At 72.2% G+C, this 23,588-nt stretch carries 18 protein-coding genes; 3 read left to right on the forward strand and 15 right to left on the reverse strand.

From position 1 onward, the window contains the following. The 3 genes from ACH5AC_RS27205 to ACH5AC_RS27215 all read right to left on the reverse strand — a co-directional run bounded on the left by ACH5AC_RS27205 (position 1) and on the right by ACH5AC_RS27215 (position 6,411). Entirely contained in the window at positions 1-1,866 is a 1,866-nt protein-coding gene (locus ACH5AC_RS27205; RefSeq protein WP_398864787.1) for an acetolactate synthase large subunit, read from the reverse strand. A gap of 219 nt (positions 1,867-2,085) precedes the next feature. Next, positions 2,086-5,067 carry a putative bifunctional diguanylate cyclase/phosphodiesterase gene (locus tag ACH5AC_RS27210; RefSeq protein WP_398864788.1) on the reverse strand — a complete coding sequence of 994 codons (2,982 nt, stop codon included), beginning with the start codon at positions 5,065-5,067 and terminating at the stop codon, positions 2,086-2,088. A gap of 369 nt (positions 5,068-5,436) precedes the next feature. Then, positions 5,437-6,411, reverse strand: a complete 975-nt coding sequence (locus tag ACH5AC_RS27215; RefSeq protein ID WP_398864789.1) for a 2-hydroxyacid dehydrogenase — start codon at positions 6,409-6,411, stop codon at positions 5,437-5,439. Between the two features lie 74 nt (positions 6,412-6,485). Between ACH5AC_RS27215 and ACH5AC_RS27220 the strand changes: the two genes are divergently transcribed. Next, on the forward strand, positions 6,486-7,487 hold the full coding sequence (locus tag ACH5AC_RS27220; RefSeq protein ID WP_398864790.1) for an aldo/keto reductase: 1,002 nt from the start codon (positions 6,486-6,488) through the stop codon (positions 7,485-7,487). A gap of 212 nt (positions 7,488-7,699) precedes the next feature. Further along, positions 7,700-8,863 (forward strand): PQQ-dependent sugar dehydrogenase, encoded by a 1,164-nt coding sequence (locus ACH5AC_RS27225; RefSeq protein ID WP_398864791.1) that lies wholly within the window; start codon positions 7,700-7,702, stop codon positions 8,861-8,863. Here the strand turns inward: ACH5AC_RS27225 and ACH5AC_RS27230 are convergent. The 7 genes from ACH5AC_RS27230 to ACH5AC_RS27260 all read right to left on the reverse strand — a co-directional run bounded on the left by ACH5AC_RS27230 (position 8,860) and on the right by ACH5AC_RS27260 (position 16,483). Beyond that, entirely contained in the window at positions 8,860-9,051 is a 192-nt protein-coding gene (locus ACH5AC_RS27230; protein WP_398864792.1) for a DUF6191 domain-containing protein, read from the reverse strand. The two genes, ACH5AC_RS27225 and ACH5AC_RS27230, sit on opposite strands and share 4 nt — an antisense overlap. Positions 9,052-9,108: 57 nt before the next feature. Continuing rightward, a complete protein-coding gene (locus tag ACH5AC_RS27235; RefSeq protein ID WP_398864844.1) occupies positions 9,109-12,174 on the reverse strand; it encodes an AAA family ATPase in 3,066 nt (1,021 codons plus the stop codon). A gap of 92 nt (positions 12,175-12,266) precedes the next feature. Beyond that, complete coding sequence (locus ACH5AC_RS27240; RefSeq protein WP_398864793.1) at positions 12,267-12,437, reverse strand: hypothetical protein; 171 nt, start codon at positions 12,435-12,437, stop codon at positions 12,267-12,269. A gap of 181 nt (positions 12,438-12,618) precedes the next feature. Then, the gene (locus ACH5AC_RS27245; protein ID WP_398864794.1) at positions 12,619-13,122 is read right to left on the reverse strand and encodes a hypothetical protein; all 504 of its coding nucleotides are present in this window, start codon (positions 13,120-13,122) and stop codon (positions 12,619-12,621) included. Between the two features lie 35 nt (positions 13,123-13,157). Next, positions 13,158-13,733, reverse strand: coding sequence for a GNAT family N-acetyltransferase (locus ACH5AC_RS27250; protein WP_398864795.1), 576 nt, complete (start codon positions 13,731-13,733; stop codon positions 13,158-13,160). Beyond that, entirely contained in the window at positions 13,711-15,945 is a 2,235-nt protein-coding gene (locus ACH5AC_RS27255; RefSeq protein ID WP_398864796.1) for an MMPL family transporter, read from the reverse strand. Before ACH5AC_RS27255 ends, ACH5AC_RS27250 begins: the two co-directional genes overlap by 23 nt. Positions 15,946-16,177: 232 nt before the next feature. Beyond that, positions 16,178-16,483, reverse strand: coding sequence for a hypothetical protein (locus ACH5AC_RS27260; protein ID WP_398864797.1), 306 nt, complete (start codon positions 16,481-16,483; stop codon positions 16,178-16,180). 162 nt (positions 16,484-16,645) lie between these two features. On the opposite strand from ACH5AC_RS27260, the gene ACH5AC_RS27265 reads away from it, so the two are divergent. Continuing rightward, positions 16,646-17,452: an SAM-dependent methyltransferase gene (locus ACH5AC_RS27265; protein WP_398864798.1), complete on the forward strand. Its 807-nt coding sequence runs from the start codon at positions 16,646-16,648 to the stop codon at positions 17,450-17,452. 62 nt (positions 17,453-17,514) lie between these two features. On the opposite strand, the gene gatB is transcribed toward ACH5AC_RS27265, so the two are convergent. The 5 genes from gatB to ACH5AC_RS27290 all read right to left on the reverse strand — a co-directional run bounded on the left by gatB (position 17,515) and on the right by ACH5AC_RS27290 (position 23,562). After that, the gene (gene gatB, locus ACH5AC_RS27270) at positions 17,515-19,029 is read right to left on the reverse strand and encodes an Asp-tRNA(Asn)/Glu-tRNA(Gln) amidotransferase subunit GatB (protein WP_398864799.1); all 1,515 of its coding nucleotides are present in this window, start codon (positions 19,027-19,029) and stop codon (positions 17,515-17,517) included. A gap of 15 nt (positions 19,030-19,044) precedes the next feature. Continuing rightward, positions 19,045-19,287 carry a hypothetical protein gene (locus ACH5AC_RS27275; protein WP_398864800.1) on the reverse strand — a complete coding sequence of 81 codons (243 nt, stop codon included), beginning with the start codon at positions 19,285-19,287 and terminating at the stop codon, positions 19,045-19,047. After that, positions 19,284-20,777, reverse strand: coding sequence for an Asp-tRNA(Asn)/Glu-tRNA(Gln) amidotransferase subunit GatA (gene gatA, locus ACH5AC_RS27280; RefSeq protein ID WP_398864801.1), 1,494 nt, complete (start codon positions 20,775-20,777; stop codon positions 19,284-19,286). The genes ACH5AC_RS27275 and gatA overlap by 4 nt, the downstream gene beginning before the upstream one ends. A 5-nt stretch (positions 20,778-20,782) precedes the next feature. Next, positions 20,783-21,079, reverse strand: a complete 297-nt coding sequence (gatC, locus tag ACH5AC_RS27285) for an Asp-tRNA(Asn)/Glu-tRNA(Gln) amidotransferase subunit GatC (protein WP_018531282.1) — start codon at positions 21,077-21,079, stop codon at positions 20,783-20,785. Between the two features lie 185 nt (positions 21,080-21,264). Further along, complete coding sequence (locus ACH5AC_RS27290; protein ID WP_398864802.1) at positions 21,265-23,562, reverse strand: putative bifunctional diguanylate cyclase/phosphodiesterase; 2,298 nt, start codon at positions 23,560-23,562, stop codon at positions 21,265-21,267. Between the last annotated feature and the right edge of the window lie 26 nt (positions 23,563-23,588).

Consider the following 23,588-nt stretch of genomic DNA (forward strand, 5'->3'; position numbering starts at 1 on the left):
TCAGTCGTCTTCGTTGTCGCCGAAGTCGGGGCGGACGTCCCGGGCGGCCATGATCTCGTCGTTGGAGGTGCCGGCGGCGACCATCGGCCACACCATGGCGTCCTCGTGGACGACGAAGTCGATGACGACGGGGCGGTCGTTGATGGAGTTCGCCTCCTCGATGACCTTGTCGAGGTCGTCGGGGGACTCGCAGCGGATGGCGTAGCAGCCCATGGCCTCGGACAGCTTCACGAAGTCGGGGACGCGGGTGCCCCTGGCCTCCGGGTTGATGTCGTTGGGGCCGCTGTGCAGCACTGTGTTGGAGTAGCGCTGGTTGTAGAACAGGGTCTGCCACTGGCGGACCATCCCGAGGGCGCCGTTGTTGATGATGGCGACCTTGATCGGGATGTTGTTCAGGGCGCAGGTGGTGAGCTCCTGGTTGGTCATCTGGAAGCAGCCGTCGCCGTCGATCGCCCAGACGGTCCGGTCGGGGGCTCCGGCCTTGGCGCCCATGGCGGCCGGGACCGCGTAGCCCATGGTGCCCGCGCCGCCGGAGTTCAGCCAGGTGGCGGGCTTGTCGTACTCGATGAAGTGGGCGGCCCACATCTGGTGCTGGCCGACGCCCGCCGCGAAGATCGTGCCCTCGGGGGCGAGCTGTCCGATGCGCTCGATGACCTGCTGCGGGGAGAGCGAGCCGTCGTCGGGCTGGTCGTAGCCGAGCGGGTAGGTCTCGCGCCAGCGGTTCAGGTCGGTCCACCAGGCTGCGTAGTTCTCCTGGGCGGAGGCGCCCTGGCCGCCCTCGCTGTGCTCCTTCTGGACGGCCTGGATGAGGTCGGCGATGACCTCGCGGGCGTCACCGACGATCGGCACGTCGGCGGCGCGGTTCTTGCCGATCTCCGCCGGGTCGATGTCCGCGTGGACGATCTTGGCGTACGGGGCGAAGCTGTCCAGCTTGCCGGTGACGCGGTCGTCGAAGCGGGCGCCGAGGGCGATGATCAGGTCGGCCTTCTGCAGGGCGGTGACGGCGGCGACGGACCCGTGCATGCCGGGCATGCCCAGGTGCTGCGGGTGGCTGTCGGGGAACGCGCCGAGCGCCATCAGGGTGGTGGTGACGGGCGCGCCGGTCAGCTCGGCGAGCACCTTCAGCTCGGCGGTCGCCCTGGCCTTGAGGACGCCGCCGCCGACGTACAGGACGGGCCGCTTGGCGGTGGTGATCAGCTTGGCGGCCTCGCGGATCTGCTTGGCGTGCGGCTTGGTCACGGGGCGGTAGCCCGGCAGGTCCATGGTGGGCGGCCAGGTGAAGGTGGTCTTCGCCTGGAGGGCGTCCTTGGCGATGTCGACCAGGACCGGGCCGGGGCGGCCGGTGGCGGCGATGTGGAACGCCTGCGCGATCACCCGGGGGATGTCCTCGGCCTTGGTGACCAGGAAGTTGTGCTTGGTGATCGGCATGGTGATGCCGACGATGTCCGCCTCCTGGAAGGCGTCCGTGCCGATCGCCTTGGAGGCGACCTGGCCGGTGATCGCCACCAGCGGCACCGAGTCCATGTGGGCGTCGGCGATCGGGGTGACCAGGTTGGTGGCGCCGGGGCCGGAGGTCGCCATGCAGACGCCGACCTTGCCGGTGGCCTGCGCGTAGCCGGTGGCGGCGTGGCCGGCGCCCTGCTCGTGGCGGACCAGGACGTGGCGGACCCGGGTGGAGTCCATCAGCGGGTCGTAGGCCGGAAGGATCGCACCGCCGGGAATGCCGAACACCGTGTCGGCCCCGACCTCCTCGAGAGAGCGGATGAGGGACTGCGCACCCGTGACGTGCTCGACGGGAGCGGAGTTGTGTCCTCCGGATCGGGGCCGGGGCTGCGGATGAGGGGCCCCGGTGGCCTGCTCGGTCATCGGCATTCTCTTCTCGATGCTGAGGGTGTTTTGCGAGTTTTGGGCGAAGTACGACGGGTGCTGGTGCAACAAAAAACCCCTCGTGCCGTAAGGCAAGCGAGGGGAGCGCGCCGGTGGGGTCGCTGAGCGGTCAGGGGCTCAGCGTCAGCCGACGCGCTTTCCAAGTACGAGAATTCGGGTGCGCATGGCACAGACCCTCCCCCCGGCACGCACTCACTGTCAAGTGGGTGGGACGGGGGTCTCATTATGTGAACGCAGGGGTGTGATGCCGCTCAGGGCGAAGGCCGGTTCGGCCGGTGGCTGCGGCATCGGACAGTGGCCGGAACCGAGCGCCCGGCGCAGCCGGTACTCGTCCAGCGGCCCCGAGAACGCCATGCCCTGCCCATGGGTGCAGCCCATCGCGCGCAGCGCCGCGACCTGCTCCGGCAGGTCGACGCCGTCGGCCACGGACTGCAGTCCCAGGTCGGTGGCGATGTGCAGCAGGCCGCTGGTGATCTTGTGCAGTCGGGCCGACTCGACGACGCCCTCGACCAGCCCGCGGTCCAGCTTGAGGACGTCGAGGGGCAGCCTGCGCAGCGCGGTGAGCGCCGCGTAGCCGCTGCCGAAGCCGTCCAGCGCGATCCGTACGCCGAGCCGGCGCAGGGCGCCCAGGCGGCGCTCCAGCTCGTCCAGCGGGACGCGGGGGTCGGTGTCGGACAGCTCGACGATCAGCGAGCCGGACGGCAGGCCGTGCCGGGTCAGCAGGGCCTCGATCGAGCCGAGCGGCATCGACCGGTCCAGCAGCCGGCGCGCGCTCATCCGCACGGCCACGGGGACGACGACCCCGCTCGCGGTGCGCTCGGCGGCCTGCTCCACTGCCTCCTCCAGCATCCAGCGGCCCAGCTCGGCCGTCCGGTCGCTGTCCTCGGCGACCCGCAGGAACTCGGCGGGGGTGAACAGCACACCCTGCGAGGACCGCCAGCGGGCCTGGGCGGCGACGGCGGTGATCGCGCCGTCGTCGAGCCGCACCACGGGCTGGTGCAGCAGCGTGAACTCGCCGTCGTGCAGCGCGGCCCGCAGCCGGGTGGCCAGTTCCGCCTTGCGTACGACGTCCTGCTGCATCTGCGGTTTGTACAGCTCGACCCGGCCCTTGCCGCCCGCCTTGGCGCGGTACATCGCGAGGTCGGCGTTGCGCAGCAGCTCCCCCGCGCCGAGGCCGGGTTCGGCGAAGGCGACGCCGATCGAGGCGGCGACCCGGACCTCGTTGCCGTCGATCGTGTAGGGCTGGGAGAGGGTGAGCCTGAGGCGGTCGGCGAGCTCCAGGATGTGGCGTTCGCGGGCGACGCGGTCACGGGTGTGGTCGCCGACGATCAGGGCCGCGAACTCGTCGCCGCCCAGCCGGGAGGCGGTGTCGCCCTGCCGGACGGCCTCCTGGAGCCGGCGGGCGGCCTGGACGAGCAGTTCGTCGCCGGCCTGGTGCCCGATCGTGTCGTTGACGGCCTTGAAGCCGTCGAGGTCGATGAAGAGGACGGCCGTGTTCCGCAGGGCGGTGCCCCGGTCGGAGCTGCGGCGGCCGGACAGGGCCTGCTGGACGCGCCGGGTGAACAGGGCGCGGTTGGGCAGGTCGGTGAGCGGGTCGTGCTCCGCGTTGTGCTGGAGCTGCGCCTGCAGGCGCACTCTTTCGGTCACGTCCCGGCTGTTGAAGATGAGGCCGCCGTGGTGGCGGTTGACGGTCGACTCGACATTCAGCCAGCCGCCGTCACCCGAACGGAAACGGCACTCGATGCGCGTAGTGGGCTCCTCAAGTGGGCTGGCGGCGAGAAAACGCCGCACCTCGTGCACGACGCAGCCCAGGTCCTCCGGGTGGATGAGATTGGCCAGTTCCGTGCCCACCAGCTCCTCCGCCGGGCGGCCGTAGACACCGGCGGCGGCCGGGGAGACGTAGCGCAGGACGCCGCTGGGGGCGGCGATCATGATGACGTCGCTGGAGCCCTGCACCAGGGAGCGGAAGTGGTTCTCCTTCTGCGCCAGTTCCTGGGTGAGGGCCATGTTGTCGAGCAGCATGATGCCCTGGCGCACGACGAGGGCGAGGACGACGGTGCCGGCCGTCAGGAGCACCACGCGGTCGACGTCGCGGCCGTTGAGGACGTTGTAGAGGATCCCCAGGGTGCAGACGGCTGCGGCGAGATAGGGGGTCAGCGCGGCGAGGGAGCCGGTGATGGGCCGGGTGACCTGGTACCGGGTGTGCTCGCCGGTCTGCGCGGCGACGGCCTGCGCGGTCACGGAGGGGTGCGGGGCGCCGGTGCGCTGGCCGGGCAGGTGCTCGTGCACCACACGCGTGTACCCGTCGGCCTCGCCCGGCCCGCGGTGGCGGCGGGGGGTGGCCCAGGGGGCGTACGCCAGCAGCAGCGAGCCGGCGAACCAGCCCGCGTCGAGCAGCTGGCCGGAGCGGTAGGTGTGGTGCAGCAGCGGTGAGGTGAACAGGGCGTCGCACATCACGGTCAGGGCGAGCGCCCCGATCGCGGTGTTGACGGCCGTGCGGTTGACGGCGGTCCTGCGGAAGTGCAGCACCAGGACCATGCTCACCAGGGCGATGTCCAGCAGCGGGTACGCCAGGGAGAGCGCGGCGTGCGCGACACTGGCCCCCTCGAACCGGGCGGCCTGGGCGAGGGCGAGGCTCCACGCGAGGGTGAGCAGCGAGCCGGCGATCAGCCAGGCGTCCAGTGCCAGGCAGACCCAGCCGGCCTTGTTCGCGGGCCGGGTGGCGAGCACCAGCAGGCCGACGATCGCGGGCGGCGCGAAGCACAGGAAGAACAGGTCCGCGTAGGAGGGGCTGGGCACGGGTCGCTCCAGCATGACCTCGTACCACCCCCAGACCCCGTTGCCCAGGGCCGCCATCGCCGAGGAGAGCGCGAACAGCAGCCAGGCGGGGCGGAAGCGGACGCGGCGTGAGCGCGCGTAGAGGAAGCAGGAGACGGCCGCGGCGCCCGCCGCGGCGCTGAGCCCGAAGTCGCCCATGATCAGGGCGAGTTTGCTGGATCCCCAGCCGAACGCGGAACCGACGGCGTATCCCGCGCAGACCAGGGCCAGGAGCAGTTGGTGGACCAGGCCCGACCGGGTGGCACCGGAGGGCGGAGGTCCGGCCGGGGTCGGCCCGGCCGGAGCCTGTGCCCTCGGTGCCCCGTCGAGGAGGCCCGTGGAGGTCGACGGCGGCGCGGTCACCGGACCCTCCCGGTCCGCACCGGCCGGTCGCGGTGCGCTGGGTGGGCGTTCCTCCTGCGGACGCCGTGCCTGGGGTGGTGATGGCTGTGATGAGTGCCGTGGCCGCGCCTGCGCGCGGCCGTGCGCCAGGGTCGCCGTCGGCGGCCCCGCCGCGTCGGATCGTTCGTCCATAGGCCGTGCATCGCCCGTTGCCCCCCTCACAAGTCTGCAATGTCGATCCCCGGCGCCGAACGGTGCACGGCGCAGCCCCTGTCGGGACGATACACCAGTCTCGTCACTCAGGGACATAGTTCCTCTACGCTCAGTGACGGCGGCAGCGACACGCGTACGTGCTGCGTTCGGGGGACTGCGGAGGGTGCTCGAACCGGACTACACGCTTGCCGTGCCCGTCGTAAGGATCACGTGCCGCAGCGGCTCCTGGTTCACGAAACGCCGCAACTGGTCGGCCAGCAGGCGCTCGGCGCGCGGCAGGAAGGCGGAACTGGGGCCGCCGACGTGCGGAGTGATGAGCACACCCGGCGCGTGCCACAGGGGGTGGCCCGGGGGCAGTGGCTCGGGTTCGACGACGTCCAGGGCGGCGGTGATGCGGCCGCTCTCCAGTTCGGCGAGCAGGGCGCCGGTGTCCACGACGGCGCCCCGGGCCACGTTGACCAGCAGCGCGCCGTCCTTCATCCGGGCCAGGAAGCCCTTGTCCACCAGGCCGCGCGTGGTGTCGGTGAGCGGCGTGGACAGGATCACGACGTCGGCCTGAGGGAGCAGGGCGGGCAGTTCGGTGATCGGGTGCACCGGGCCGCGCGCCGTGGTGCGCTCGGAGCGCGCGACGCGCGCCACCCGCGCGAGCTCGAAGGGTGCGAGCCGGTCCTCGATGGCGGCGCCGATCGCTCCGTAGCCGACGATCAGCACGCTCTTGTCGGCGAGCGCGGGCCGGAACCCGGTCTGCCAGCGCTCCTCCTGCTGGGCGCGCACATAGCCCGGGATGCCGCGCAGGGAGGCGAGCGTCAGGGTCAGCGCCAGCTCGGCGGTGCTCGCCTCGTGCACCCCGCGCGCGTTGCACAGGGCCACCCCCGGTACCAGGTCGGCCAGGTTCGCGGTGACGTCGTCGACGCCGGCGGTGAGCGTCTGCACCAGCCGGACGTTGCGCAGCTCCTTGAGCGGACGGACCTTCACCGACTGCCGCTTCATGTACGGCACCACGTACACGACGCAGTCGGCGGGGTCCCCCGGGTACGGCTGGTCACCGCTCTCCCCGCCGTCCCAGAACAGGTAGTTGAGCCCCTCGGGCAGGCCGTCGATGTCACCGGGCGGAAGGGGCAGCCACACGTCTCTCACCATGTCGTTCGTCATGACGGGAGGCTATGTCAGGGACACGCGCGTGCAGAGGTTAGGTTGGGGTTCGGCACAGGGAGGGTCACGAGCAGGTGGAGCGCAGGAGGATCGGCGCGGCGGCGCTCGAGGTGGGGGCCGTCGGACTCGGGTGCATGCCGATGAGCTGGGCGTACAGCGCGTCGCGGCAGCGGGGCGACGAGTCGCTGAGAGCGGTCAACCGGGCGCTGGACCTCGGGTCGTCACTGCTGGACACCGCCGACATGTACGGGCCGTTCACCAACGAGCTGCTGGTGGGGCGGGTGTTGAAGGAACGGCGCCGGGACGCGTTCGTGTCGACGAAGGTGGGCCTGCTGGTCGGCGAGCAGCACATCGTGGCCAACGGCCGCCCCGGATACGTCAGGAGGGCCTGCGACGCGTCGCTGCGCCGGCTCCAGACCGATGTGATCGACCTCTACCAGCTGCACCGCGCCGACCCGGAGGTCCCCGTCGAGGAGACATGGGGCGCGATGGCGGAACTCGTCGGGGCGGGGAAGGTGCGGGCGCTCGGCCTGTGCGCGGTCGGGGTACGCGGCGGACGCCGGGCGGGTGGTGCCCGGCTGTACGACACGACGCTGCGCCAACTGCGCCGGGTGCAGCAGGTGTTCCCGGTGAGCGCGGTGCAGGCCGAACTGTCGGTGTGGTCGCCGGAGGCGCTGGACGCGCTGCTGCCGTGGTGCGAGGAGCGCGGGGTCGGCTTCCTCGCGGCGATGCCTCTGGGGAACGGCTTCCTCACCGGTACGCTCACGCCCGGCCAGGGCTTCGAGCCGCAGGACATGCGGGCCCGGCACCCCCGCTTCACCGCCGAGATGATGGCAGCCAACCAGCCGATCGTGGCCGGCCTGCGCCGGATCGCCCGGCGCCACGGGGAGAACGTCACCCCGGCACAGGTGGCCCTGGCGTGGGTGCTGTCCCGGGGCCGCCATGTGGTGCCCGTGCCGGGGGCCAAGCAGGAGCGGTGGGTGATCGAGAACGCGGGGGCGGCCGGGCTGCGGCTGACCCCGGAGGACCTGGCGGAGGTGGCGGGGCTGCCCGGGGCGCGGGGGTCGTGGGAGTGAGGAGCGTGGGGCGAGGGGTGTAGGGCGAGAGGCGTAGGGGCGAGAGGCGTAGGGACAAGGGGGCAAGGGGGGCGATCATCGCGGGAGCGAGCGTCGTGGGCGTGCGGGTCCGGGGAATTGTGGACCCGGCGTGGTTCGGGTTTCGGTGATCGGGAACCTGTGAGGCGCGAGCGGTGTATGACAAGTGAGAACCCGCCCGCGTCGAAGGGATCATGATCGTGCAACGTCGAGCTGTGACGGCCGTGTTGGCCGCGGGCGCGCTGCTGCTGGCGGCCGGCTGCTCCTCCGACGACGGAGGCACCCCCGGCGCCACCACCTCCCCGGGCGGTACGTCCGCACAGGGCACCCCCTCGCCACCGGGCGGCGAGGAGACCCCGCCGGCGGAGGGCAGCGCGAAGGTGGTGCGCACGGTCGCCGAGGGCCTGAACACCCCCTGGGGCCTGGCCCCGATTCCGGGCGGTGATCTGCTGGTCTCCTCGCGCGACGAGGCGACGATCACCCGCGTGGACACGGAGAGCGGCAAGAAGACCGAGCTGGGCGAGGTGCCGGGCGTCGAGCCGGCCGGCGAGGGCGGCCTGATGGGCATCGCCCTGTCCCCGGACTACGCGTCGGACCACATGGTCTACGCGTACTTCACCTCCGCCTCGGACAACCGCGTCGTCCGCATGATCTACGACGAGAAGAAGCCCGCAGGCAAGCAGCTGGGCGCGCCCGACACCATCCTCAGAGGCATCCCGAAGGGCATGATCCACAACGGCGGGCGGATCGCCTTCGGCCCGGACAGGATGCTCTACGTGGGCACGGGCGAGCGCGGCGACGAGGGGCTCTCCCAGGACAAGGAGTCGCTCGGCGGCAAGATCCTGCGTCTCACCCCCGACGGCGAGCCGGCCCCGGGCAACCCCTTCCCCGACTCCCCGGTGTACTCGTTCGGGCACCGCAATGTGCAGGGCCTCGCCTGGGACACCAAGCAGCGGCTCTTCGCCTCCGAGTTCGGGCAGAACACCTGGGACGAGCTGAACACGATCAAGCCGGGCGAGAACTACGGCTGGCCGAAGGTCGAGGGCAGGTCCGACGACCCTGCGTTCCACAACCCGATCACCCAGTGGCGCCCCGAGGACGCCTCCCCCAGCGGCATCGCCTACGCCGAGGGCTCGATATGGATGGCGGGCCTGCGCGGCAACCGCCTGTGGCGGGTCCCGCTGAAGGGCACGGAGACCTCGGCGGACCCGGAGGCGTTCTTCCTGCGCGAGCACGGCCGCCTGCGCACGGTGGTGTCGGCCGGCGGCAGCAGACTCTGGCTGACCACCAGCAACACGGACGGCCGGGGCAACCCGAAGGAGGGCGACGACCGGATCCTGGAGGTGGATGTGAGCTAGTTATCGCCGCTGTCCTGTGAAGGCTCCGGCTTCGGCCGCCGCATGACGACCTTCCCGGACGCCAGGTCTATCGGCCCCCGGCTGGGGTCGTTGTCCCCCACGTCCACGCGGGTCGTCGCGAGGCGGTTCTTCTCCTCCCGGGTGTGCTTGCGGCCCGGTGCGAACAACTCCTCGAAGGTGCTGAACATCGCGTTTCCTTTCCCATTCGGGTTGGTCGGTGTCCGGGTACACGTCGGTGTCTGTCCTCAACCCGCCACGGGCCTGCCCTCGGCCTCCGCCCGGAACAGCCCCAGCCGGTGGGCCACCGCCGCCGCCTCGCCGCGGCCCGAGACGCCCAGCTTGGAGAGGATGTTGGAGACATGGACGCTGGCGGTCTTCGGGGAGATGAAGAGTTCCTCGGCGATCTGGCGGTTGGTGCGGCCGGCGGAGACCAGGCGCAGCACGTCCCGCTCGCGGTTGGTCAGGCCCAGGGCGTCGGCGGGGGTGAGGGCGGAGCGGGGGGCGTGGGTCAGGGTGAGGCGGGCGCGCTGGGCGAGGCGGGTGACGGCGTCGGACAGCGGGCGGGCGCCGAGATGCTCGGCCACCGCGCCCGAGAGGCGGAGCAGTTCCGTGGCGCGGGCCCGCTCGTCGTCGCCCGGGGCGGCGCCCAGCAGGGCCTCGGCGAGGCGGTACCGCACGCGGGCGAGGTCGTAGGGCCGCTCGAGTGGTTCCACGGCGGTGACGACCCTGCACCACTCCTCGGGGGCGAAGCTGCCCTCCGCGCGCAGCAGTTCGGCGCCCAGCCACTGCTCGTGGGCCCGCCACAGGGGCGCTCCGGTGGCCAGGCCCTTCGTCGCCGTGCGCAGGCGTTCGAGGATCCGGGCGCGCCCGGGTGCGGCGGCGGGCAGGCCCTGGGCGTCGGCTTCGGCGGTCGCGGCGGCCAGCAGCAGCGGCCAGCCATAGCGCTGGGTGCCGGGCGGGAGTCCGGCGTCCAGGGCCCGGTCCAGTTCGGCGCGGGCGTCCTCCAGGCGCCCTTGGGCCGCGGCGATGCCGAGGGCGATCCAGCTCATCGGCAGGGAGTACTGCGGCATGAGGTCATGGGTGCCGAGGCAGGCCCGTGCGGCGGCGAGGTGGTGGGCGGCCCCGGCCAGGTCGCCCCGGGCGAGGGCGAGGTAGGCGAGGCGCACGGAGCCGCCGGTGCGGGGTTTGGCGCTCTGCTCGACGCGCTGGGCGTTGGCCGCGGCCTCGGCGGCCTCGTCCCAGCGCCCCAGGGAGTACAGCGACTCGGCGAGATTGCCCCAGATCCACGCCTCGGAGTCCAGCAGCCCGAGCCTGCGGGTGATCCGGACGCCTTCCTCCAGGATGCCGACCGCCTCCGCCGAGCGTCCGACGCCCTCCAGCACCGACGGCAGGTTGACCAGGCTGCGGCCCAGCTCGTTGTCCAGGCCCAGTTCCGCGGCCCGCTCCTTGACCTCGTACATCTCGGCCAGCCCGGACTCGGTGTCACCGGAGTCGACCCGCAGGCCGCCGAGGGTGAGGCGGGCGTTGAGCTCGATGTCGTGGGCGCCGACCATGCGCGCGTACTCGACGGCGCGTTCGGCGGCGGTCATGGCGTCGGGACCCGGCTGGTGCAGCATGGACCAGCCCGCCACGGCCGCGAGGACCTCGGCGTGCACCTCGGACGGGGGCAGGCCGCGCACCAGGTCCTGCGCGGTGGCGAGTTCGGCCCAGCCGTCGTCGCGCGCCAGGGCCTGGGTGAGCCGGGAGCGCTGCACCCAGAACCACGCCGAGCGCAGGGGGTCGTCGTCCCCCAGCAGCCGCAGTGCCCGCTTGGTGATCTTCAGGGCGCGCTCGCGTTCGCCGCAGAACCGGCCCGCCACGGCGGCCTCGGCCATCAGGTCGTAGTAGCTCAGCCCGTCGGTGGCGGAATCGCCACCGCAGGGGCGGTACACCTCGCTGTAGTCGGCCATGCGCAGGCGCCGGCGGACGTCCTCGGGGGCGATGTCCCACAGCTCCATGGCCCGCTCCAGGAGCCGCAGTTGCTCGCTGTAGGCGTGGCGGGAGCGGGCCTGCACGGAGGCGTCGAGGACGGCGGGCAGGGCCTTGGCCGGGTCGTGCGCGTGGTACCAGTAGCTCGCCAGCCGGGTGGCCCGCGCGTCGGCGGGCACCAGGGCGGGATCGGCCTCCAGGGCTTCGGCGTAGCGCCGGTTGAGGCGGGAGCGCTCGCCGGGCAGCAGGTCGTCGCTCACGGCCTCGCGGACCAGGGAGTGCCGGAAGCGGTAGCCGTCGCCGGACGGGGCGGGCGTGAGGATGCTGGCGTTCACCGCGGCCCGCAGCGCCTCGATGAGGTCGTCCTCGGGGAGCCGGGCGACCGCGGCGAGCAGCGCGTACTCGACGGTGGAGCCGCCCTCGGCGACGATCCGGGCCACGTGCTGGGCGCTCTCGGGCAGAGTCTCGACACGCACCAGCAGCAGGTCGCGCAGGGAGTCGGTCAGGCCCGTGCGGCAGCCCGCGTGGGCGGCGACGGCGAGTTCCTCGACGAAGAAGGCGTTGCCGTCGGAGCGTTCGAAGATGTCGTCGACCTGCGCGGGGTCGGGTTCGGCGGCGAGGATGCCGGCGATCTGGCGGCCGACCTCCTCGCGGTTGAAGCGGGCGAGTTCGATGCGGCGGACCGTGCGCAGCCGGTCGAGTTCGGCAAGCAGGGGACGCAGCGGGTGGCGGCGGTGGATGTCGTCGGAGCGGTAGGTGGCCAGCACGACGAGGCGGCCGGTGCGCAGGGTGCGCAGCAGGTAGGACAGCAGGTGGCGGGTGGAGGCGTCGGCCCAGTGCAGGTCCTCCAGGGCGACGACGACCGTGCGGTCGGCGGCGACGCGTTCCAGGAGGCGGGCGGTGAGTTCGAAGAGGCGGGCCATGCCCTCCTCGTCGTGCCGGCCGGTGCGGGGTTCGCCCAGCTCCGGGAGGAGCCGGGCGAGTTCCTCCTCCTGGCCGGCCGCGGCGGCGGCGAGTTCGCCGGGCAGGGCGGCGCGCAGGGCGCGCAGCGCGGTGGAGAACGGGGCGAACGGCAGCCCGTCGGCGCCGATCTCGACGCAGCCGCCGACGGCGACGACGGCGCCCGCGCGGTCGGCGGCCCCGGCGAACTCCTCCACCAGCCGGGTCTTGCCGACACCGGCCTCCCCTCCGACGAGCAACGCCTGCGGCTCTCCCCCAGTGCCGAAAGCCTGGGAGGTACCCCCACCGGCGGCACGGGCGAGCGCATCGCTCAGCATGTCCAACTCGTCGGCGCGGCCGACGAAAACGGGGCTGACGGACCTGGTCTCCACGGCTCCGAGCATCGCACAGGCGTCCGGCACCGCCCTACTCCTCGCCGGAAGGACCGGAAAGACCGGAGAGACCGGACCGACCGGCGGGAGAGGGCGCGGCGCGGTCACGCGGCCCGGGCGAAACGGTACCGGCGCACGCGGTGGGCGGGGGCCCCGCGTCCCTCGGTCTTGTGGTCGTCGTCGCCGGCGCGCAGGACCTCGCGGACCAGCCGGTCCTGCTCGGCCCGGCGGATCAGCTCGGCGGAGCGGTGCTGGTGCATCTCGTACTCGTACATGGTGTCCCCCTCGGACGGCGGTTTCGGATCTCGCTTCCTGCGATGCCTCAACCTTCGTCTCCCAGGTGGGTCCGCCACATCGGGAGAGTTCCGCATCTTCGACGAGGAGCGGGGCCTTAGCCGGCGTTCGGGAGGTCTTAGGCGCGCCCTTGGACGCGCCTCATGCCTTAGAGGCGTCGCCTCAGTTCGCGGACGGCAGTCCGAGCAGGGCGTCGGTGTACTTGAGGACGGCCAGGAGCAGTGCGACGGCGCCGAGCCAGACGCCCGCCCAGGCGGCCGACCGGATCCACAGGGCCTGTGGCCGGCCTGGGGTGCCGAAGGCGGGCCGGATCAGGACGACGACGGCGGTGACCAGGGCGGCCAGCGCGAACAGTCCCGCCCACAGCGCGGTGGTGTGCCAGGCGTCGCCGTAGACCTCCTGGATCTGCTGGGCGACACTGGCGCTCGACGAGGTCTCCAACTGCCCGACGAGGGTCTCGCGGGCGGCGGCGACGGTGCCGATCCAGCCGCCGGTGAGCGACACGATGCCGAGGGCTATGGAGACGATCGCCCCGGCGCCCTGGCCGACACCGACACCAAAGGGGCGCTCCTCGGTCGCTTCCGCCGCCTCGGCGTCGTACTCGTCCTCGATGGCTTCGGCAGCCACGGCCGGCTCGGTGCTCTCGTCAGCAGTCCTGGTTTCCATGCCCCGCACGGTACGGACGCTCTCTGAGAGGTCCCTTAATGATCGCTGTGCGCGGCGCGCACGCGTGCGGCGCGCCATTCGGGGGCGAGGAGCGACCAGACCTCGGTGTCCGTGCGCACGCCCCGGTGGGGGTAGTGCTCGCGGAACGCGCCCTCGCGGGTCATGCCGAGGCGCCGGGCCACGTCGAGGCTGGGCTCGTTGGCAGACGACGCCCGCCACTCCACGCGGTGCATGCCGCGCTCGTCGAACGCCCAGTCGAGCAGCACGCGCATGCCGCGGGTGACCAGTCCGCGCCCGGTCGCCGCGGGCTCCAGCCAGCAGCCGGCCTCGCAGGTGCCGGAGGGGGTGTCCCAGACGCGGAACAGCAGTCCGCCGACCAGCCTGCCGTCCAGCCACAGCCCGTGCAGGCTGCCGGCGTCGGCGGCGCGCTTGTCGGCGTACGACCGCAGCCAGGAACGGGCCCCGTCCAGATCCCTCAGCACGTCGGGCATGCCGATGTGGCGGCCGATGAACTCCCGGCCGCGGTCGATGCCGGCGAGCAGTTCCTCGGCGTGCCAGACCTCCAGCGGCCGCAGTTCGGCGCCGTCGTCACCCAGGGATATCGCGTACATCCTGCTGGTCCCGCTCCTTCTCGAGTTCCGCCACGACGTCCGTGAGCCTCTCATGGGCGGCGGCACGGGACTCGGGCGGTTCGATGCTGATGCGGGGCATGCGGCGGTCCAGCCAGCCGGGCAGCCACCAGTTGGCGGAGCCGAGCAGATGCATCAGGGCGGGTACGAGGAGCGTCCGCAGGACGAAGGCGTCGAGGGCGACGGCCGAGGCGAGCGCGATGCCGAACATCGCGATCACGCGGTCCCCGCTGAGGACGAAGGCGAGGAAGACCGAGATCATGATGACCGCGGCGGAGTTGATCACCCGGCTGGTCTCGGCCAGGCCGACCCGGACCGCGCGCCGGTTGTCGCCGGTCTCCAGCCACTCCTCGTACATCCGGCTGATCAGGAAGACCTGGTAGTCCATGGAGAGCCCGAAGAGGACCGACACCATGATCACCGGGAGGAAGGGCTCGATGGGGCCCGCGCGGCCGAGGCCGAGCAGTTCGCTGCCCCAGCCCCACTGGAAGATCGCGACGACGACACCGAAGGCGGCGGCGACGGCGGCGACGTTCATCGCGGCGGCCTTGAGGGGAATGGCGACGGACCGGAAGGCGAGCAGGAGCAGCAGACAGCCGAGCCCGATCACGACGCCGACGAACAGGGGCAGCTTGCCGACGATGACCTCGGCGAAGTCGTCATAGGCGGCCGTCACCCCGCCGACCTGCACGTCGAGGGAGGTGCCGCTCTCGGCGCGGGGCAGCACCTCGGTGCGCAGCCGGTCGACGAGGTCGCTGGTGTCCCGGGACTGCGGGGCGGACTCGGGGATCACGCTGAGGTACGCCGTCGTACCGCCGGAGTCGTAGGTCACCGGTGTGACGGACGCGACGCCCTCGGTCGCGCGCAGGGTGGCGTCGAGGCCGTCGAGGGCGAGGCGGTCCTCGGCGCCGTCGACATGGGTCACCAGGGTGAGCGGGCCGTTGACGCCGGGGCCGAAGCCGTCGGCGAGAAGGTCGTACGCCTGGCGGGTGGTGCTGGACTGCGGGTCGTTGCCCTGGTCGGAGGTGCCGAGGCGCAGGCCCAGGGTGGGCAGGGCGAGGACGGCGATGACGGCGAGGGCGAGCGCGCCGAGCGCCTTGGGCCGGCGCTCCACGAAGGCCGACCAGCGGGCGGCGAGTCCGGTCGGCAGCTCGGGCTCCGGTCCGTGCTGGGCCAGCCGGCGCCGCTCGCGGCGGCTGAGCGCGCGCAGGCCGATGAAGGACAGCAGGGCGGGCAGCAGGGTCACCGAGGCTGCGACGGTGAGGACGACGGTCAGGGACGCGGCGAGCGCGACGCCGTTGAGGAAGTTCAGCCGCAGGATGAGCATCCCGAGCAGGGCGATGCACACGGTCGCGCCCGCGAACACCACCGCGCGTCCGGTGGTGGCGACGGCCTGGGTGGCGGCCTCGTGGACGGACAGGCCCCGCTTCAGCCCGCGCCGGTGCCGGGTCACGATGAACAGCGCGTAGTCGATGCCGACGCCGAGCCCGATGAGCATGCCCAGCATGGGCGCGAAGTCGGCGACGGTCATCACATGCCCGAGCAGCACGATCCCGGCGTACGCGGTGCCGACGCCGACCAGCGCGGTGGCGATGGGCAGCAGCGAGGCGGCGAGCGAGCCGAAGGCGAGGAACAGCACCACCGCGGCGACGGCCACACCGATGACCTCGGCGAGGTGTCCGCCGGAGGACTGGGTGAGCGCTATCGCGCTGCCGCCGAGCGCCACCTGGAGCCCGTCGCCCTGGGCGGCCTCCGCGGTGCGCACGACGGCCTGCGCCTCGGCCTTGTCGATGTCCTCGGCGCGGTCCTCGAAGGTGACGGTGGCATAGGCGGTGCGACCGTCCTCGCTGATCCGGCCGGGGCTGTGCTCGTCGTAGGGGCTGGTCACGGCGGCCACCCCGGGCAGGTCCGATATCTCCTGCAGGGTGCGGGTCATCGTCTGCTCGACGTCGGCGGCGCGGACGGTGCCGGACGTGGTGTGCCAGACGACGGTGTCGCTGTCACCGCCGAGGTCCGGGAAACCCTTCTCCAGCAGCTGGGTGGCTCGGCCGGACTCGGTGCCGGGGACCTGGTAGTCGTTGGAGTACGCGGTACCGGCGGCCGTCGCGGCCGCGGCGACCCCGCCGAAGGCGAGCAACCACAACAGGACGGCGACGAGGCGGCGCTGGACACACCAGCGTGCGAGGGCTGCCACGGACGTGCTCCCGGGGACGTGGGTGGATCTTTGACCGGGAACCGTCGTCAGCCGACCCTCTGAACCGTCAGAACCCTCTGAACCGTCAGAACGTCGCCAGTGAACCGAACGCCCGCAAAGAACGCATGAGCAATCTGCTGCCACTCTGGCAGGCCGATGAGATCATTTGCGGCGTTCGTGTGCTTATTCACAGGACTGGGAGGCAGATCACAGGACAGTAACGCGCCGGTTGTCAGTCCAGCTGGTCCCCCACGGCCATCACCATCACCCCGCCTATCAGCAGCCACAGGGCACGCCGGGTGCGGCCCCGGGCACCCAGCACCGCGGCGAGCGCGCAGACGGCGGCCCCGAGGGCGTAGGCGGCGGGTGCGGTGGCCGGGGCGGAGCCGCCGGTCAGGCGCAGTAGCGCCGCCGCGAGGCCGGCGAGGGTCAGCAGGCCGCCGGTGCCGCTCGCGGTCCAGCGGGCACGCCGGGCGTCCTCGACGCCGGTCTCGGCCTCGGCCTCCTCACGCGTGTCGAAGTCGGTACGTCCACTCATGGCGCGGGAGCGTACCCCTTCCGGGCGAGTGCGGAACGGGCACGTCCGGTGAAAAGGTGTCGCCCCTACCTGTGAAGGTGGTGCTTCATTGAGGGTCCCGACCGGAACCGACGTATCACCTTCCGCCCTGGTGGATTCCGAGGACGAGGAGCCCTTACACCGATGCCCGCCGACCGCGCCGACGCCGCCGACCGTGCCGACCTCGTCGACCGTCTGACGCACCCCCGCTATCCGCGCAGCAACCACTACGACGTCCAGTGGCTGATCGAGAACCAGATGGGCCCGCACCCGCTGTGGCTGCTGGAGTGGCTGGCCCCCGCGCTCGGCCTGGACTCCCTGCGCCCCTGCGCGCGCGTGCTCGACCTGGGCTGCGGGCGGGCGCTGACCTCGGTGTTCCTGGCCCGCGAGTACGACGTGCAGGTCACCGCGGCCGACCTGTGGATCAGGCCCGACGAGAACGCCGCCCGGATCGCCGAGGCCGGGTTCTCGGACCGGGTGTTCCCTGTGCACGCCGAGGCGCACGACCTGCCGTTCGCCGAGGGCGGCTTCGACGCGATCGTCTGCGTCGACGCCTACCAGTACTTCGGCACCACCGACCTGTATCTGCCCACCGTGACGCGGCTGCTGAAGCCCGGCGGGCGGATCGGGATCGTCGTGCCGTCGCTGCGCGACGAGCCGGAGGGCACCGAGCCGCCGGAGCATCTCAAGGCGCACTGGGACGCCGGTTTCTGGGCGTTCCACTCCCCCGAGTGGTGGCGGCGCAACTGGACCCGCACCGGCGCCGTGGACGTCGAGACGGCCGACTGGCAGCCGGACGGCTGGCGCGACTGGCTGCTGTGGAGCGAGGTGTGCGCCGAGGAGAGCCCGAGCGAGTTCATGGCGAAGATGGCCCGCGACTCGGTGTCCCTGCTGCGCGCCGACGAAGGCCGCTCGCTCGGGTTCGCGCGGATCGTGGGCCGACGACGGTGACACCGGGAACGTGCTGAAGGGGTGCGCCGGAGTTGAGCCGGTGCACCCCCTCGGCTGTGTGCTCAGCCCTCGCTGACGCCCAGCTTCTCCAGGATCAGCTCCTTGACGCGGGCCGCGTCGGCCTGGCCTCGGGTGGCCTTCATGACCGCGCCGACCAGGGCGCCGGCCGCGGCCACCTTGCCGCCGCGGATCTTCTCCGCGATGGCCGGGTTGCCGGCGATGGCCTCGTCGACGGCCGTGCCGAGAGCCGAGTCGTCGGAGACGACCTTCAGCCCGCGCTTCTCCACGACCTCGTCCGGGGTGCCTTCGCCCGCGAGGACGCCCTCGATGACCTGGCGGGCCAGCTTGTCGTTCAGATCGCCCTTGGCGACCAGCTCGGTGACCCGGGCGACCTGCTCCGGCGTGATCGCCAGCTCGTCCAGCGCCTTGCCCGACTCGTTGGCGCTGCGCGCCAGTTCGCCCATCCACCACTTGCGGGCGGATGCGGCGTCGGCTCCGGCGTCGATCGTGGCGACGATCGGGTCCAGCGCGCCGGCGTTGAGGATCGCCTGCATGTCGGTGGCGGAGATGCCCCAGTCGGCGAGCAGCCGGGTACGGCGGGCCAGCGGCAGCTCCGGCAGCGCGGCGCGGATCTCCTCGACCCACTCGCGCGACGGCGCCACCGGGACCAGGTCGGGCTCCGGGAAGTACCGGTAGTCCTCGGCCTCCTCCTTGGTACGCCCGGAGGTGGTGGAGCCGGTGTCCTCGTGGAAGTGCCGGGTCTCCTGGACGATGCTGCCGCCGTCGCCGAGCACCGCCGCGTGCCGCTGGATCTCGAAGCGCACCGCGCGCTCCACGGACCGCAGCGAGTTGACGTTCTTCGTCTCCGAGCGGGTGCCGAACTTCTCGGTGCCGTGCGGGCGCAGCGACAGATTCACGTCGCAGCGCATCTGGCCCATCTCCATACGGGCCTCGGACACGCCGAGCGCGCGGATCAGCTCGCGCAGTTCACGGACGTACGCCTTCGCCACCTCGGGGGCGCGCTCGCCGGCGCCGACGATCGGCTTGGTGACGATCTCGATGAGCGGGATGCCGGCGCGGTTGTAGTCGAGCAGCGAGTGCTGCGCGCCGTGGATACGTCCCGTCGCGCCGCCGACGTGGGTCGACTTGCCGGTGTCCTCCTCCATGTGGGCGCGCTCGATCTCCACGCGGAAGGTCTCGCCGTCCTCCAGCTGCACGTCGAGGTAGCCGTTGAAGGCGATCGGCTCGTCGTACTGGGAGGTCTGGAAGTTCTTCGGCATGTCCGGATAGAAGTAGTTCTTCCGGGCGAAGCGGCACCACTCGGCGATCTCGCAGTTCAGCGCGAGACCGATCTTGATCGCCGACTCGACGCCGGTCGCGTTGACGACCGGGAGCGCGCCGGGCAGGCCGAGGCAGACCGGGCAGGTCTGGGTGTTCGGGTCGGCGCCGAGCGAGGTCGAGCAGCCGCAGAACATCTTGGTCTTGGTGCCGAGTTCGACATGGACCTCAAGGCCCATGACGGGGTCGTACGACGCCAGCGCGTCCTCGTACGACACCAGGTCGGTCGTGGTGGTCACGGTGAAACTTCCCTCTCAGCCCAGCAGGACGTCGTCGTCGCCCAGCCGCTTCAGCTCGCGGTACAGGATGGCGAGGCCGGTGACGATCGCGACCGCGGAGACGGTGGCGTCGATCAGCCGCAGCGTGTCCTGCTCGGCCCGGGCCTTCTTGATCTGCTTGGCGACACCGAACGCGCCGAACGCGGTGGTGGCCATGGACAGGTACGTACCGGACTTGGACTTCTTGAAGCCCTTGGCCTTCGACAGTGCGTTGCTCACAGCGACGGAGCCTCCTCCAGGAGCGGGTGGCCCCACTTTTCCACGAAGGCGGCCTCGACGGCGGCGCCCACCTTGTAGAGGCGGTCGTCCTGCATCGCCGGGGCGATGATCTGCAGCCCGACCGGGAGGTTGTCCTCCGGGGCGAGCCCGCAGGGCAGGGACATGGCCGCGTTGCCCGCCAGGTTGGTCGGGATGGTGCACAGGTCGGCCAGGTACATCGCCATCGGGTCGTCGGCGCGCTCGCCGATCGCGAAGGCGGTGGTCGGGGTCGTCGGGGAGACGATCACGTCGACCTGCTCGAACGCCTTCTCGAAGTCCCGCGTGATCAGCGTGCGGACCTTCTGGGCCGAGCCGTAGTACGCGTCGTAGTAGCCGCTCGACAGGGCGTACGTGCCGAGCATGATGCGCCGCTTCACCTCGGGGCCGAAGCCCGCCTCACGGGTGAGGGAGGTGACCTCCTCGGCGGAGTGCGAGCCGTCGTCGCCGGTACGCAGGCCGTAGCGCAGGCCGTCGAAGCGGGCGAGGTTGCTCGAACACTCGCTCGGCGCGATCAGGTAGTACGCCGACAGCGCCAGGTCGAAGGACGGGCAGTCCAGCTCCACGATCTCGGCGCCCAGCTCCTTCAGCAGCTCGACCGACTCGTCGAACCGCTGGATGACGCCGGCCTGGTAGCCCTCGCCGCGGAACTGCTTGACGACGCCGACGCGCATGCCGGCGACGGAGCCGCCCCGGGCGGCCTCGACGACCGGCGGGACCGGGGCGTCGATGGAGGTGGAGTCCATCGGGTCGTGCCCGGCGATCACTTCGTGGAGCAGGGCCGCGTCCAGGACCGTGCGGGCGCAGGGCCCGCCCTGGTCGAGGGAGGACGAGAAGGCGACCATGCCGTAACGGGAGACCGCGCCGTACGTCGGCTTGACGCCGACCGTGCCGGTGACGGCGGCCGGCTGGCGGATGGAGCCGCCGGTGTCGGTGCCGATGGCGAGCGGGGCCATGTGCGCGGCCAGCGCGGCACTCGACCCGCCGCCGGAGCCACCGGGGATCTTGGTGAGGTCCCAGGGGTTGCCGGTCGGGCCGTAGGCGCTGTTCTCGGTGGAGGACCCCATGGCGAACTCGTCCATGTTGGTCTTGCCGAGGATGACGACGTCGGCGGCCTTGAGCCGCTTGGTGAGCGTCGCGTCGTACGGCGGGATCCAGCCTTCCAGGATCTTCGAGCCGACCGTCGTGGGCACGCCCTCGGTGGTGAAGATGTCCTTGAGTGCGAGCGGCACGCCGGCCAGGGGGCCGAGCTTCTCTCCCCGGGCGCGCTTCTCGTCGACGGCGCGGGCCTGGGCCAGCGCGCCCTCGCGGTCGATGTGCAGGAAGGCGTGCACCTTCTCGTCGACGGCCTCGATCCGGGCCAGGTGGGCCTCGGTGACCTCGACGGCGGTCAGCTCGCCGGAAGCGATCTTCGCGGCGATCTCGGCGGCCGTGAGCTTGATGATGTCCGTCATGGCTGTTAGTCCTCCCCCAGGATCTGCGGCACCTTGAAACGCTGCTGCTCCTGGGCCGGGGCGCCGGAGAGCGCCTGCTCGGGGGTGAGCGACGGACGGACCTCGTCCGCCCGCATGACGTTCGTCAGCGGGAGCGGGTGCGAGGTCGGCGGTACGTCTTGGTCGGCGACCTCGCTGACGCGGGCGACCGCGCCGATGATGTCGTCCAGCTGTCCCGCGAAGTGGTCGAGCTCTTCGGGCTTCAGCTCCAGACGCGCCAGCCGGGCGAGGTGGGCGACCTCCTCGCGCGTGATGCCAGGCATGCAGCGTTCCTCTGGGGTGAGTGTGTGTGGTTTGGGCCCAATCCTAGGGGGCGGCGGACGATGACCGTGAAACGGTTTCGCCCACGCCCCGCAACGCTGCGGGGAAAGCCGCCGACGGCGAGCACTCCCCACCTGTTGCCCAGCCTCTCAGCCCACTGGAAGCGGGTGGTGCGCGGGTGGGAGACCTATTCGGCGGCGGGCAGCGCGGCGCGCGGCCGCTGCCACCCCCGCGACCCCCGGGCCCGCAGCCACGCCGTCGTCTCCTCCGGCGGCATCGCGGCCGCCACGAGCCAGCCCTGCACGGCGTCGCACCCCAGATCCCGCAGCCGCTCCCAGGTCTCGTCGTCCTCGACTCCCTCGGCGACCACGAGGAGCCCCAGCGAGTGCGCCAGATCCACCGTGCACCGCACGATCTCCGCGTCCTGCGCGTCGACCGCCAGCCGCGCCACGAACGACCGGTCGATCTTCAGCTCGCTCACCGGCAGCCGCCGCAGATGCACCAGCGAGGAGTACCCGGTGCCGAAGTCGTCCAGGGACATCTTCACGCCGTGGCCGGTGAGTCCGTTGAGCGTGTCCGCGGCCCGCTGCGGGTCCTCCAGCAGCACATGCTCGGTTATCTCCAGCTGCAGCGCCCCGGCGGGGACCCCGTGCCGCGCCAGCCGCGCCGCGACCGAGCCGGCGAACCCGGGGGTGTGGACGTCACGCGGCGAGACGTTCACCGCGACCGGCACGAACAGCCCCTGCGCCCGCCACCGCGCGACCTGCCCGAGGGCCGTCTCCAGCACGTACTCCGTGAGGTGCGGCATCAGCCCGGACGACTCGGCGATCGCTATGAACTCGTCCGGCGGCACCTTCCCCCGCTCCGGATGCACCCACCGCACCAGCGCCTCCAGGCCGGCGACCTGTCCGTCGAAGCGCACCTTGGGCTGGTAGTGCAGCTGCACCTCGTGCGCGTCCAGCGCCCGGCGCAGGTCCCCCAGCAGACCGAGCCGGTCAGGGGTGTTCGAGTCCCGCTTGGACTCGTACACCTCCACGCCCGTACGGTCCCGTTTCGCCTGGTACATCGCGACGTCCGCGCGCCGCAGCAGGCCCTCGGCGTCGAGCGCGTGGTCGGGGAAGACGGCGACCCCGGCGCTGGCCTCCAGGACGAGGGTGAGCCCGTCGAGGTCGAGCGGGGAGCTGAGGGCCGAGACCAGCCCGCGGGCGACCCGGGTCGCGGAGGTGGTGGAGTCGGCCACGGGCAGTAAGACGGCGAACTCGTCGCCCCCGAGCCGCGCCACCTCGGCCCCGCGTGGCAGGGCCAGCCGCAGCCGGTCGGCGATCTGCAACAGCAGCCGGTCACCGGCGAGATGACCGAGCGTGTCATTGACCGATCGGAAACGATCGAGGTCGATCAGCATCAGGGCGGCGCGGGCGCCGATCCGCTCGGCGTCGTCCAGCGCGGTCCAGATGCGCTCCAGGAGCCACTGCCGGTTGGGCAGCCCGGTCAGCGGGTCGCGCAGTTGCTCCTCGGCGCGGGCCCGGGCTATCCACAGGGTGGAGTCGAGGGCGATGAGCGGAATGGAGAACAGCGGCAGCAGGATGGGCTTGGCGACGGCCACCACACACACCAGCGGGGCGATACCGAGCAGCGCGATCGCGACCAGGCCCTGTCTGACCAGGGCGGTACGGGCGACGGTGGGCAGTCCGCCGGAGCGCGGGGCGTGCAGATACCAGAGCAGGACGCGGGTGACGGCGAGGTAGGCGGCCGCGACCAGCATCACCTGCGGGGCGGTGTAGAAGGTCCAGGTGTGCGGGTACCAGGGGGACTCGACGGACGGTACGCGTCCGAAGGCGGCCAGGACGAGGGCGCCGGCGCCGATGCCGAGGATGTCCACCGCGCCGTGCAGCACGCCCTGCCGCCAGCGGTGGCGGCGGGCTATGCCGACCAGGACGACGACGGTGAGGCTGACCATCCCGGCGGGCACCCAGCCGTACAGCAGCAGGACGGCGAGGGTGAGGGCGGCGCCGGAGCCGGTGCCGCCCCACCAGCGGGAGCGGCCGAGCATCACGAGATGGCCGACGATGATGCCGGTCAGCACGGCCAGCGACCAGCCGACCACGCCGGACGGGAAGAGCGCGTGGTGGTCGGTGAAGCAGCGGTAGAAGCCGGCGCCGAGGGCGAAGCCGGCCGCCGCGACGACGGCGGCGGGCAGCGCGGGCCAGGACGGTTGCCGTTCGTGCTCACCGCCCGGCAGCCCCGTGACGGGCACCCCCGTGACGGGCACCGCGGTGGGCACGGCGAGGCGCGGATCCAGGGCGGCGGGTGCGCCGAGAGTGCGCGCCCCGCGCTCCCCCCGCACCCCGAGCTGCTCCCACCCTCCCGGCTCACCCGCGCCCGGACGACGGGCTGACCACGCCGCCCACCGACCCGCCCACCAGGCGCCGGCGGCCCGGCGCAGGGGCAGCCGGGAGTCCGGGGCGGCGCTCTCGGTCGGTTCCATTCCCGTCCCTCTCACAGCCGGCGGTG

The organism is Streptomyces sp. NPDC018693 (genome assembly GCF_044391385.1).
Classification (GTDB): Bacteria; Actinomycetota; Actinomycetes; order Streptomycetales; family Streptomycetaceae; genus Streptomyces.